Below are 12,722 nucleotides of genomic sequence, written 5' to 3' on the forward strand. Positions count from 1 at the left end.
CTCGGCGCGCGAACCCGTCCCACGACGAGCACAGGTCAGGCGGTCAGGCGGGCGATCGCCTCCGCGACCGTCAGTTCCTCGCGCTCGCCCGTGCGGCGGTCCTTCAGCTCCACGACACCGTCGGCCGAGCGGCGGCCCGCCACCAGGATCTTGGGGACACCGATCAGTTCGGCGTCGGTGAACTTCACGCCCGGCGAGACCCCGGGGCGCTCGTCCACCAGCACCCGCAGCCCGGCCGCCGACAGCTGCTCGGAGACGTCCAGCGCCAGTTCCGTCTGGAGCGCCTTGCCCGCCGCGACGACATGGACGTCCGCCGGGGCGATCTCGCGGGGCCAGCACAGCCCCTGTTCGTCGGCGCTCTGCTCGGCCAGGGCCGCCACCGCGCGCGAGACGCCGATGCCGTACGAGCCCATGGTCACGCGGACCGGCTTGCCCTGCTGGCCGAGGACATCGAGCTGGAAGGTGTCGGCGTACTTGCGGCCGAGCTGGAAGATGTGGCCGATCTCGATCGCGCGGTCGAGCTTGAGGCCCGTGCCGCAGGCCGGGCAGGGGTCGCCCGCCTCGACGACGACCACGTCCAGGTAGTCGTCGACCTCGAAGTCCCGCCCGCAGACCACGTCGCGCGCGTGGGTGCCGGGCTTGTTGGCGCCGGTGATCCAGGCGGTGCCGGGGGCGATCCGGGGGTCCGCGATGTAGCGGATCTTGAGGCCCTGCGGGCCGACGTAGCCCCGTACGAGGTCGGGCCGGTCCTCGAAGTCCTCGGCCGTCATCAGCTCCACCACCGCGGGTGCGAGGTGTTCGCCGAGCTTGCCGAGGTCCACCTCGCGGTCACCGGGGACGCCGACGGCCGTGATCTCGCCGTCGACCTTCACGAGCAGGTTCTTCAGGGTCGCCGAGGCCGGTACGTCGAGGAACGCGGCGAGCGTCTCGATGGTCGGGGTGTCGGGGGTGTCGAGCTCCTCGACCGGACCGGGCTCGGTGGCCGCGGGCACGGACGCGGTGAAGGTGACGGCCTCCGTGTTGGCCGCGTAGTCACAGGCGGGGCAGTCCACGAAGGTGTCCTCGCCCGCCGCGGCGGGCGCCAGGAACTCCTCGGAGGCGGAGCCGCCCATCGCGCCGGAGACCGCCGAGACGATACGGAAGTCGAGGCCGAGGCGCGCGAAGATCTTCTGGTACGCCTGGCGGTGCAGCGCGTACGACTCGGCCAGGCCCTCGTCCGTGGTGTCGAAGGAGTACGAGTCCTTCATCTGGAACTCGCGGCCGCGCAGCACACCGGAGCGCGGCCTGGCCTCGTCGCGGTACTTCGTCTGGATCTGGTAGAGCATCACCGGCAGGTCCTTGTAGGACGTGCACTGGTCCTTGACGACCTGGGTGAAGATCTCCTCGTGCGTGGGGCCCAGCAGATAGTCGGCGCCCTTGCGGTCCTTGAGGCGGAACAGCAGGTCGCCGTACTCCTCCCACCGGCCGCTCGCCTCGTACGGCTCCCTGGGCAGCAGCGCGGGCAGCAGTACCTCCTGCGCGCCGATGGCGTCCATCTCCTCGCGGACGACGCGCGAGACGTTGTCGAAGACCTTCTTGCCCAGCGGCAGCCAGGTCCAGATACCGGCGGACGTACGGCGGACGTACCCCGCGCGGACGAGCAGCTTGTGGCTGAGCGTCTCGGCGTCCGCCGGGTCGTCGCGCAATGTCTTGACCATCAAACGGGACATGCGCTGGACCTGGGACATGGGGAGCACTCCTGCGTTCTCTCGGCTGATGCCTGGAGGTTAACCGGGGCACGCCCGCGGGCGGAAATCAGTTGTCCGCGCCGGCCGCCCTGCGCAGCGGGAGCGGGGCGCCCATCACGGCGTACGGCTTGGGGGCGCTGGGGAAGTGGACCTGGCGGGCCAGGTCCGTGTAGCCGAGCGCGCGGTAGAGGCGGCGTGCCGGGCTCTCGATGTCGATCGCGGAGAGGATCGACTTGGGTTCGCCCGCGCTGTCGGTGATCGCGGTGATCAGGGCGCGGCCGATGCCCCGGGCCTGGAACTCGGGGTGGACATGCAGCTCGGTGATCACGAAGGAGTCGATGAGCCAGCCCTCGGAGCCGGTGCCGCGCAGATACGGCTCGACGACGGTGGACCACCAGTGGGCGCGGTCGTTGGGCAGGCCGTACACGAAGCCGACGAGCCGGCCGGTCACGGTGGTCGCGCCGAGGGCGCGGGAGCCGCGCAGCAGCAGATGCCGGAGCACGATGTGGCGGCGTACCTCGATCTCGTCGTCGCTGAGCCCGAAGGCGAGGGCCTGTACGGCGAGCGCCTCGTCGACGCGTGCGGCGAGATCGACCGGCCCTACCTGTACGTCGGGGGTGCGGGGGCTGCCCCCGGGAATGCTCAGCATGGGCCGAACCCTACTTTCAGAACAGCACGCTCATGAAGGCGCCCGTTTCACGGAAACCCACCCGGCGGTACGCCGCTCTGGCAGGGGTGTTGTAGTCGTTCACGTACAGGCTCACGACGGGCGCCACATCGGCCAGCGCGTACCGTACGACCGCCGCCATGCCCGCCTCGGACAGGCCGCGGCCGCGGAATTCGGGGTCGACCCAGACGCCCTGGATCTGGCAGGCCCGGGGGGTGGCGGCGCCGATCTCGGCCTTGAAGACGACCCTGCCGTCGTCGATCCGGGCGAACGAGCGTCCCGCGCCGACGAGTTCGGCGACGCGCGCCTGGTAGAGCAGTCCGCCGTCACCGGCGAGCGGCGAGACTCCGACCTCCTCGGTGAACATCGCCACGCAGGCGGGCATGATCACGTCCAGCTCTGCCTTGCGGATACGGCGTACGAGAGGGTCGGGCGCGACGGTGGCGGGCAGGTGCTCGGTGACCATCAGCGGCTGGTGGGCGCGGATCTCGCGGGCCGGGCCCCAGTGCGGCTCCAGCAGCCGCCACAGCTGGGCGGTGGGCTCGGCGGGGCCGACGATCGAGGAGCAGCGGCGGCCGGTCCTGCGGGCCCGGTCGGCGAAGGCGCGCACGGCCTCGGGGGTGGCGCAGATCGGTACGAGGTTGGCGCCGGAGTAGCAGAGCGAGCGCAGCCGCCCGTCCGCGTACCAGCCCCACATCTCGCCACCGAGGCGCCAGGGGTCGAGCCCGGCGACCTGTACGCGGGACGTCACGAAGGCGTTTTCGACGGGCTCGCTCTCCAGGACGGCGAGCGCGGCGTCGAGTTCGCCGGGTTCGAGGACCCGGGTGGTGGTCTGCGTCAACACGAGGGGGCCTCACCATACGTCTGCCGATCTCCGCACTGTACCCGGCGCCTTCCCGGTATGCCGCTCATCGGAGCAGGATCCGGTATCGCCGCAGGTCAGAGCGCGAAGGGTCCCGCAGCCGATGCCCGGGGGCGGTGGCTGCGGGACCTGTCACGCACATATGTCCGCAGGCGGACACGGTGGCCGGCGCGAGGGCGCGGTCAGCGGACGGAGACCTCGGGCTCGCCCGAGGCGATGCCGTCCTTCTCCATCTGCTCCGCGATCTTCATGGCCTCGTCGATGAGGGTCTCCACGATCTTCGACTCCGGGACGGTCTTGATGACCTCGCCCTTGACGAAGATCTGGCCCTTGCCGTTGCCGGACGCGACCCCGAGGTCGGCCTCACGGGCCTCGCCGGGCCCGTTCACGACGCAGCCCATGACGGCCACGCGCAGCGGGACCTCCATGCCCTCCAGACCGGCCGTCACCTCGTCGGCCAGCTTGTAGACATCGACCTGGGCGCGGCCACAGGACGGGCACGAGACGATCTCCAGCCGGCGCTGGCGCAGGTTGAGCGACTCCAGGATCTGGATGCCGACCTTGACCTCCTCCGCCGGCGGGGCGGAGAGCGAGACCCGGATCGTGTCGCCGATGCCTTCGCTGAGGAGAGCGCCGAAGGCCACCGCGGACTTGATGGTGCCCTGGAACGCGGGTCCCGCCTCGGTGACGCCGAGGTGCAGCGGGTAGTCGGACTGCGCCGCCAGCTGCCGGTACGCGTTGACCATGATCACCGGGTCGTTGTGCTTCACCGAGATCTTGATGTCGCGGAAGCCGTGCTCCTCGAACAGCGACGCCTCCCAGAGCGCCGACTCGACGAGCGCCTCCGGTGTGGCCTTTCCGTACTTCGCCAGCAGGCGCGCGTCCAGCGACCCGGCGTTCACGCCGATACGGATCGGGGTGCCGGTCTCGCCCGCCGCCTTCGCGATCTCCTTGACCTTGTCGTCGAACTGCTTGATGTTGCCCGGGTTCACCCGCACCGCCGCGCAGCCCGCGTCGATCGCCGCGAACACGTACTTCGGCTGGAAATGGATGTCCGCGATGACCGGGATCTGTGACTTCCGGGCGATCGTCGCCAGCGCGTCCGCGTCGTCCTGGGTCGGGCACGCGACCCGTACGATCTGGCAGCCGGACGCCGTCAGCTCCGCGATCTGCTGCAACGTCGCGCCGATGTCGGACGTGCGCGTCGTCGTCATCGACTGCACCGAGACCGGTGCGTCCCCGCCGACCGCCACCGACCCCACCTGGATCTGACGGCTGACCCGTCGGTCGGCGAGCTTCGTCGGAACGGACGGCATTCCGAGAGAAATTGCAGTCATCTGCTGTGCAACCCCAAGGTGTGGATCAAGGTCCCGAGATCGGCGGGCTCCAGCCCCCGAGATTACGCCACGGTGTGCGGAGCAAGCACATCCACGCGAAAACTCCACCCAAAGATAAGCGGCCGGACACGAATGGTGTCCGGCCGCCGCGAATCGGTTCGTATCAGCTGATCTTGACGGGGTTGAAGACGTCGGCGACGAGAACGAGCAGCGTGAAGCAGATGAAGATCCCCGCCACGACATAGGCGACGGGCATCAGCTTCGCCACATCGAACGGGCCCGGATCGGGCCGCTTGAACAGCCGTGCGAGCCTGCGCCGCAGCGATTCCCAGAGCGCGCCCGCGATATGCCCGCCGTCCAGAGGCAGCAGCGGCAGCATGTTGAAGAGGAAGAGCGAGAGGTTGAAGCCCGCGAGCAGGAACAGCATCATCGCGATCTGGTTCTGCGCCGGGATGTCCAGCGTCATCACCTCGCCGCCGATACGCGCCGCGCCGACCACACCGACCGGTGAGTCGTCCTTGCGCGGGCCGTCGCCGAAGGCCGCGCTCCAGAGGTCGGGGATCTTGGAGGGCAGGGCCACGATCGATTCGACGCCGTCCCCGATCATGGTGCCCATCCGGTCCACGGACTGGGGGAACGAGAGCGGGACGATCTCGGTGGAGGCGGCGAAGCCGAGATAGCCGGCCGGTACGTACTTGTCCGGGACGACCTCCCCGTCGGAGTCCTTCTCGGCCACCATGTTCTTGGCGAGGGTGGCGTGCAGGACCTTCTCGGTGCCGTCGCGGTCGACGGTGATGGTGGCGGGGCCGATCGTCTCGCGGATGAGGCCGGAGAGCGTCGACCAGTCGTCGACCCGCTGCCCGTTGAAGGCGACGATCTTGTCGCCCTTCTGGAGACCGGCCGCGCGGGCGGGCGAGACGGGGTCCTTCTTCTCACAGGTGTCGCGCTTCTCGCTCTGCGAGATCACACACTGCTGGACGCCGGCGACCTGGGTGGTCTGGGTCTGGAAGCCGAAGCTCATCGCCACACCGATGAAGATCACGGCGGCCAGGACGAGGTTCATGAACGGACCCGCGAACATCACGATCACGCGCTTCCACGGCTTGCGCGTGTAGAAGAGGCGCTTCTCGTCGCCCGGTCCCAGCTCCTCGAAGGCGGCGGAGCGCGCGTCCTCTATCATCCCGCGCCACGGCGAGGTGGAGCGTGCCTCGATCCTGCCGTCGGGGCCCGGCGGGAACATCCCGATCATCCGGATGTAGCCGCCGAGCGGGATCGCCTTGATCCCGTACTCCGTGTCGCCCTTCGTGCGCGACCAGATGGTCGGTCCGAAGCCGACCATGTACTGGGGCACGCGGATGCCGAAGAGTTTGGCCGTGGAGAGATGGCCCAGTTCGTGCCAGGCGATGGAGAAGAGCAGTCCCACGACAAAGACGGCAATGCCGAGGACCGTCAACAGGATCGTCATGCGCGAGCCTCCGCTGGCTGTTCTTCACTGAATGTCGCTGCCGTCTCACGGGCACGGGCACGGGCCCAGGTCTCCGCTTCGAGGACGTCCGCCACGGTGAGCGAGGTTCCCATACGGGGGGTGCCGTGCTCCGCGACGACCTCTGTGACCGTATCCATGATGCCGTTGAACGGCAGCCGTCCGGCCAGAAACGCGTCCACGCATTCCTCGTTCGCGGCATTGAACACCGCCGGGGCCGTGCCGCCCAGGGTCCCGACCTGCCGGGCGAGCCCCACGGACGGGAACGCCTCGGTGTCGAGCGGGAAGAACTCCCACGTCGAGGCCGTGGTCCAGTCGAAGGCGGGCGCGGCGTCCGGTACCCGGTGCGGCCAGCCGAGACCCACGGCGATCGGTCCGCGCATATCGGGCGGGGTCGCCTGGGCCAGGGTCGAACCGTCGTTGAACTCCACCATCGAGTGCACATACGACTGGGGGTGTACGACGACCTCGATGCGTTCGAAGGGAATGTCGTACAGCAGATGTGCCTCGATCACTTCGAGGCCCTTGTTGACGAGGGTCGCGGAGTTGACCGTGATCACCGGACCCATGGCCCAGGTGGGGTGCGCGAGGGCGTCCTTGGGGGTGACGTGCGCCAGCTCGGCCTTCGTACGGCCGCGGAAGGGCCCGCCGGAAGCCGTCACCACCAGCTTGCGCACGTCGGCGCGGGCGCCGGCGGCCAGCGCCTGGAAGAGCGCGGCGTGCTCGGAGTCGACGGGGATGATCTGGCCGGGCCTGGCCAGGGCCTTCACCAGCGGGCCGCCGACGATCAGCGATTCCTTGTTGGCGAGCGCGAGCGTACGGCCCGCCGTGAGGGCGGCGAGGGTGGGCGCGAGTCCGATGGAGCCGGTGATGCCGTTGAGCACGGTGTGGCAGTCCGACGCCGCCAGCTCGGTGGCGGCGTCGGGTCCCGCGAGGATCTCGGGAAGCGGTTCAGCCGTCCCGTACCGCTCGGCGAGCGCCTCCCGGAGCGCGGGCACGGTCTCCTCACGCGCGACCGCGACGGTACGGACCCGCAGCCGCCGTGCCTGGTCGGCGAGCAGTTCCACGCGCCCGCCCGCGGCGGAGAGCGCGGTGACACGGAAGCGCTCGGGGTTGCGCAGGACCAGGTCGATGGCCTGTGTGCCAATGGATCCGGTGGAGCCGAGGACGACGATGTCCCGGCGGCCTTCGGTCGGATCGAAGGCGATGTGCGGATCGGCGAGAGGGGCTGGGCAGTCGCTCATGCCCCTATTCTCGCCTCATCCCCGCGCCGGGAGGACAGCGCGCCCCGTCGGACGGGTAAGTCCGAAGTCCCGTGGGACGGTCTTCACCGTCTTTTCACGTCGGGCCCGGCCGCCGCCCGGAACTTCTGCCACTGCGCCTGGATGATCTCGTCGGGCACGCCGCCGACGTCCTTCGTCCCGGTGATCTCGGCGCGGAAGGAGAGCGTGGTGGAGCCGGAGCGTACGACGGTCAGATATTCGTACAGCTTCAGCGTGCCCTTCACGTCGAGGAGCGTGAGCCGGTACGCCCTGGCCTCGTCCCCCACGTCCGGCGCGCCGGCGGGCTCCACCTTCAGATACGTCGCTTTCGCCAGCGCCCGGTCCTCGGTGAACCCGCCCGCGCACTCGCGCCCGGCCGTGCCGAGGGCCTTCATCACACCGGCCGCGTCCGGCGCGGCATACGAACGCAGCTGTACGGAGACGGTGAGGCCGAGCAGCTCGTCGGGTATGTCGGCCTTGCGCTGGACCTCGGCGACGGGGTCGAACGCGGTGGCGCCCTCGGCAAGGCTGACGAGCGGCTGGCACACGGCGGGATCGGCGGTGTAGTCGTCGCCGAGCGGCGCGCCGAGGGCGTACTCGGAGGCGGTGTACGCGCCGATCCTCTCGCCGTCGGTGAGGGACGCGGCGGTGAGCCGGTCCTCGGTCAGCGGGGCGGGCCCGGAGGCGGTGGCGGTGGGCTTGCCGGCCGTTCTCCCGCTCGGTTTCCCGTCCTTGCCGTCGTCGGCGCCCTGCCCGTCACCACCGCACGCGGCGGCCCCGGCCAGGACGAGCCCGGCGGCCACCGCCCCGAGCCCCCGCCGTGTCCGTCGTGCCCGCCGCTTCCCGGCCTCGAACATGCCTGCCCCCGTCGTCGGTCGACGCGCCGAGTTGACGGCGCGACTCCCGATTGTGGGGCATGCGAAGACGCTCCGGGGCTCCGGCCCGGCGCTCGGAACCGGCACTCAGAAGTGCGTCGTGATGCCGAACTTCTCACGGAGCACGGCCATGTCGTGGCGGTCCCGGTCGGCCGGCTCGTACCCCTGGTGGAACAGGACCTGTTGCCCGGCCGAGATGCACCGGACCGCCGTCCCCCCGATGGTGCCCGTGGTGAAGCACTCCGCCGGGTACACGTAGGGCTTCTCCGGGTCCAATGACGACTGGAGCGCCGAGCCGTCCGGGGCGAAGGAGAGGGGGTGGAAGTCGATCTCCTCTCCCGTCGGGCGGGCGAGGACGAAACGCACCGGGCGCCAGTCCAGGGTCTCGGTGAAGCCCGCGCCGGACAGCGCCTCGATGACCCGGGGCTCCTGGTCGGCGCGGTGCAGGAGGTCCAGATCACGGTGGGGGCGGGTCTGGGCGCCGAGCAGGGCGTCGATGCCCCAGCCCCCGGCGATCCAGACGTCCGCGTCGGCCTTCCGCAGCAGGGTCAGCACGGACAGTACGTCGTCGACGGTCATCACGCGGCGGGACGATACGCCGTCAGTTCCGGGCGCCGCCAACCGATTTCGCGGTCGCGGAAGGCACCGGCTGCCGGGGACGAGTTGGGCCGGGCGCATTGACACACCTCACCCGCGGCCCGATTCTGAGAGCGCTCTCAACCCCTGCCTGAGGGGATGAGAGCGCTCTCATCCCCCACACGCCAGGAGGTAGAGCGTGCTTGGTACCAGAAAGTTGCTCGCGGTACTCGCCGCAGCGGTGATCTTCGCAACGGGGTTCACGGCCGCCGGTCCCGCGGCCCCCGCGGAGGCCGCCGTTCCCACGACCATTCCGCTCACCATCACGAACAGCTCCGGGCGCACGGACCCGGTCTACATCTACAACCTCGGCACGCTGCTCACGACGGGCCAGCAGGGCTGGGCCGACGCGAACGGCACGTTCCACCCCTGGCCCGCCGGCGGCAATCCCCCCACCCCGGCGCCCGACGCGTCGATCGCCGGGCCCGCCAACGGGCAGTCCAAGACGATCCGGATGCCGAAGTTCTCCGGCCGGGTCTACTTCTCGTACGGCCAGAAGCTCGACTTCAGGCTGACGACCGGCGGGCTGGTGCAGCCCGCGGTGCAGAACCCGTCCGACCCGAACCGGAACATCCTGTTCAACTGGACCGAGTACACCCTCAACGACGCCGGGCTGTGGATCAACAGCACACAGGTCGACATGTTCTCGGCGCCCTACGCCGTCGGCGTCAAGGCCCCCAACGGCACCACCAAGACCACCGGCCACCTCAAGGCCGGCGGCTACAAGGGCTTCTTCGACTCCCTCAGGAGCCAGCCCGGCGGCTGGGCCAATCTGATCCAGACCCGGTCCGACGGCACGATCCTGCGCGCCCTCTCGCCCGGTCACGGCATCGGGGCCGGCAATCTGCCGGCGTCCGTGATGGACGACTACATCAACCGGGTGTGGAGCAGGTACACCACGTCCACGCTGACGGTGACCCCGTTCGGGGACCAGCCGAACACCAAGTATTTCGGCCGGGTCTCGGGCAACACCATGAACTTCACCAACAGCGCGGGCGCGGTCGTCACCTCGTTCCAGAAGCCCGACGCCGACTCGATCTTCGGCTGCTACAAGCTGCTGGACGCGCCGAACGACCTCGTACGCGGCCCGATCTCGCGCACGCTCTGCGCGGGGTTCAACCGCTCCACGCTCCTGGTCAACCCCAACCAGCCGGACACGAGTGCGGCGAACTTCTACCAGGACACGGTCACCAACCACTACGCCAGGAAGATCCACGCGCAGATGGCCGACGGCAAGGCGTACGCCTTCGCCTTCGACGATGTCGGCGCCCACGAGTCGCTGGTGCACGACGGTGACCCGCAGCAGGCGTACATCACGCTCGATCCGTTCAACTGACACCCGCCGGGCGAACGCGACCGTCCCGTGACCGGCGTTCGACTCCGGTCACGGGACGGGGCGATGGGCGGGCCGGGAGGCCCTCACGGGAACAGCAGGATCCCCGCCAGAATGATCACGACGATCGCGATGGCGACGGCCATGACCTTCCAGGCCGTGCTGTGGACCGGGGGCGGACCCTTCGGGCCGCCTCCGCGCGGCCTGTCCTCCGGGAGCCGCGGGTTCTCCGGCCGGCCATGTGCGTAGAAGTCGGCGTCCCTGGCCATGGCAACCCCCTCACAGAGGTCGGTGGGCCCCGCCCGGCACGGGCGGGAGATTCTGTAGGTATCTCTACATTCCTACATATTCACCTTTATTTTACTCGCCATTCGGGCAAACGTGCGGACCGGCCGGATCGCGTCCGTACGCGGACACGATCCGGCCGGGACCTCACGACCTCGTCGGCTCAGTGGACGGGACGGTGCACGTTCTCCCGCTGGGAGGGTCCCGGGGTCGCGTCCGCGATCCAGGGGCCGTCGCCGCTCGGGTCGATGACACCGGCCTCCAGCCAGGTGTACGTACCGGCCAGGACGCCGTTCACGACCTTGCGGTCCAGGTCGTCCGTGTTGGACCAGAGCCGGGTGAAGAGCTCCTCGACCCGGATACGGGCCTGCCGGCAGAAGGCGTCCGCCAGCTGGTACGCCTCGCGGCCGTGGTCACCGCTCGTCCGCATCAGCTCCGCCCGTACACAGGCGGCGCTCATGGCGAACAGCTCGGCGCCGATGTCCACGATCCGGCCGAGGAAGCCCTGCTTGGTCTCCATCCGGCCCTGCCAGCGCGACATGGCGTAGAACGTGGAGCGGGCGAGCTTGCGCGCGCTGCGCTCGACATGGCGCAGATGCGTCGACAGGTCCGGATACCCCGCCGGGTGGAACTCCGCGTACGAGCCGGGCAGCTGCCCGGGACCCGCGACCAGCTTCGGCAGCCAGCGGGCGTAGAACCGGCCCGCCTGCGCACCGGCCCGCGCCTTGTCCGAGAGCGACGCGTCCGGATCGATGATGTCGCCCGCGACCGCCAGATGGGCGTCGACCGCCTCGCGCGCGATCAGCAGATGCATGATCTCGGTGGAGCCCTCGAAGATCCGGTTGATCCGCAGATCGCGGAGCATCTGTTCGGCGGGTACGGCACGTTCGCCGCGCGCGGCCAGGGAGTCCGCGGTCTCGAAGCCCCGGCCGCCCCGGATCTGGACCAGTTCGTCGGCCATCAGACAGCTCATCTCGGAGCCGTACAGCTTGGCCAGGGCCGCCTCGATCCTGATGTCGTTGCGGTCCTCGTCCGCCATCTGGGAGGCCAGGTCCACGACCGCCTCCAGCGCGAAGGTGGTGGCCGCGATGAACGAGATCTTCGCGCCCACGGCCTCGTGGCGGCCGACCGGCCTGCCCCACTGCTCACGGGCGGCCGACCATTCGCGGGCGATCTTCAGACACCACTTGCCCGCGCCCACACACATCGCGGGCAGCGAGAGCCGGCCGGTGTTGAGGGTGGTGAGGGCGATCTTCAGCCCCGCGCCCTCGGGTCCGATACGGTTCGCGGCCGGGACCCTGACCTGGTGGAAGCGGGTCACCCCGTTCTCCAGACCGCGCAGGCCCATGAACGCGTTGCGGTTCTCGACCGTGATGCCCGGGGAGCCGGCCTCGACGACGAACGCCGTGATGCCGCCCTTCCCGCCCTCCGTCCTCGGTACGCGCGCCATCACGACGAGCAGATCGGCGACGACTCCGTTGGTCGTCCACAGCTTCACGCCGTCGAGGACGTACGAGTCGCCGTCGGGGACGGCGGTCGTGGCCAGCCGGGCGGGGTCGGAGCCCACGTCCGGCTCGGTGAGGAGGAAGGCCGAGATGTCGGTGCGGGCCAGGCGCGGCAGGAAGGTGTCCTTCTGCTCCTGGGTGCCGAACAGCTTCAGCGGCTGCGGTACGCCGATCGACTGATGGGCGGAGAGCAGCGCGCCGATCGCCGGACTGGCGGAGCCGACGAGGGCCAGGGCCTTGTTGTAGTACACCTGGGTGAGACCGAGCCCGCCGTATCTGGTCTCGATCTTCATACCGAGCGCGCCCAGTTCCTTGAGGCCGTTGATCACCTCGTCGGGGATCCGGGCCTCGCGCTCGATCAGCGCGCCGTCGATCCTCGTCTCGCTGAATTCGCGGAGCTTCGTGAGGAACTGCTCGCCGCGCTTGACGTCCTCGGACGCCGGCATCGGGTGCGGATGGATGAGATCGAGGCGGAAGCGGCCGAGGAACATCTCCTTGGCGAAGCTCGGCTTGCGCCAGCCCTGTTCCCGGGCCGCCTCGGCGACCTGGCGTGCTTCCCGCTCGGAGACCCTGGGCCTGCCCTGGGGTTCCTGCGGTGCGGATGCTGCTGAGGGTGCGGATGGGGCGGACATGAGGAACTCACCTCGCCGCGGAGTCGGGTCCAGAGACGGATCGACCGGCCTGGTACTACTCGTCCGTATCTACCCGATTCCCGCGGCGCGCACCAGTCGTGGCGCGGGCCGCGGGACC

The 12,722-nt window shown here is 69.8% G+C and carries 11 protein-coding genes; 1 reads left to right on the forward strand and 10 read right to left on the reverse strand.

Features of this window, described 5'->3' with window-relative positions:
- Positions 1-35: 35 nt before the first annotated feature.
- The 8 genes from ACIOGX_RS29095 to ACIOGX_RS29130 all read right to left on the reverse strand — a co-directional run bounded on the left by ACIOGX_RS29095 (position 36) and on the right by ACIOGX_RS29130 (position 8,792).
- Positions 36-1,727, reverse strand: a complete 1,692-nt coding sequence (locus ACIOGX_RS29095; RefSeq protein WP_401917621.1) for a proline--tRNA ligase — start codon at positions 1,725-1,727, stop codon at positions 36-38.
- 67 nt (positions 1,728-1,794) lie between these two features.
- A complete protein-coding gene (locus ACIOGX_RS29100) occupies positions 1,795-2,376 on the reverse strand; it encodes a GNAT family N-acetyltransferase (protein WP_356511499.1) in 582 nt (193 codons plus the stop codon).
- Positions 2,377-2,392: 16 nt separating this feature from the next.
- Positions 2,393-3,238 (reverse strand): GNAT family N-acetyltransferase, encoded by an 846-nt coding sequence (locus ACIOGX_RS29105; protein WP_356511497.1) that lies wholly within the window; start codon positions 3,236-3,238, stop codon positions 2,393-2,395.
- A gap of 200 nt (positions 3,239-3,438) precedes the next feature.
- On the reverse strand, positions 3,439-4,593 hold the full coding sequence (ispG, locus tag ACIOGX_RS29110; protein WP_129772149.1) for a flavodoxin-dependent (E)-4-hydroxy-3-methylbut-2-enyl-diphosphate synthase: 1,155 nt from the start codon (positions 4,591-4,593) through the stop codon (positions 3,439-3,441).
- Between the two features lie 163 nt (positions 4,594-4,756).
- Complete coding sequence (locus ACIOGX_RS29115) at positions 4,757-6,058, reverse strand: site-2 protease family protein (RefSeq protein ID WP_356511495.1); 1,302 nt, start codon at positions 6,056-6,058, stop codon at positions 4,757-4,759.
- Complete coding sequence (gene dxr, locus ACIOGX_RS29120) at positions 6,055-7,320, reverse strand: 1-deoxy-D-xylulose-5-phosphate reductoisomerase (protein ID WP_401917624.1); 1,266 nt, start codon at positions 7,318-7,320, stop codon at positions 6,055-6,057. The genes ACIOGX_RS29115 and dxr overlap by 4 nt, the downstream gene beginning before the upstream one ends.
- A gap of 83 nt (positions 7,321-7,403) precedes the next feature.
- The gene (locus ACIOGX_RS29125) at positions 7,404-8,195 is read right to left on the reverse strand and encodes a hypothetical protein (protein ID WP_401917626.1); all 792 of its coding nucleotides are present in this window, start codon (positions 8,193-8,195) and stop codon (positions 7,404-7,406) included.
- 105 nt (positions 8,196-8,300) lie between these two features.
- Entirely contained in the window at positions 8,301-8,792 is a 492-nt protein-coding gene (locus ACIOGX_RS29130; protein WP_401917944.1) for a nucleotidyltransferase domain-containing protein, read from the reverse strand.
- A gap of 196 nt (positions 8,793-8,988) precedes the next feature.
- Between ACIOGX_RS29130 and ACIOGX_RS29135 the strand changes: the two genes are divergently transcribed.
- The gene (locus tag ACIOGX_RS29135; RefSeq protein ID WP_401917628.1) at positions 8,989-10,185 is read left to right on the forward strand and encodes a glycoside hydrolase family 64 protein; all 1,197 of its coding nucleotides are present in this window, start codon (positions 8,989-8,991) and stop codon (positions 10,183-10,185) included.
- Positions 10,186-10,268: 83 nt separating this feature from the next.
- On the opposite strand, the gene ACIOGX_RS29140 is transcribed toward ACIOGX_RS29135, so the two are convergent.
- Entirely contained in the window at positions 10,269-10,451 is a 183-nt protein-coding gene (locus ACIOGX_RS29140) for a hypothetical protein (protein ID WP_356511489.1), read from the reverse strand.
- A 179-nt stretch (positions 10,452-10,630) separates the two neighbouring features.
- Positions 10,631-12,604 (reverse strand): acyl-CoA dehydrogenase family protein, encoded by a 1,974-nt coding sequence (locus ACIOGX_RS29145; RefSeq protein WP_356511487.1) that lies wholly within the window; start codon positions 12,602-12,604, stop codon positions 10,631-10,633.
- Positions 12,605-12,722 lie beyond the last annotated feature (118 nt).

This window comes from Streptomyces sp. NPDC088147 (assembly GCF_044741565.1).
In the GTDB taxonomy this organism is placed as follows: domain Bacteria; phylum Actinomycetota; class Actinomycetes; order Streptomycetales; family Streptomycetaceae; genus Streptomyces.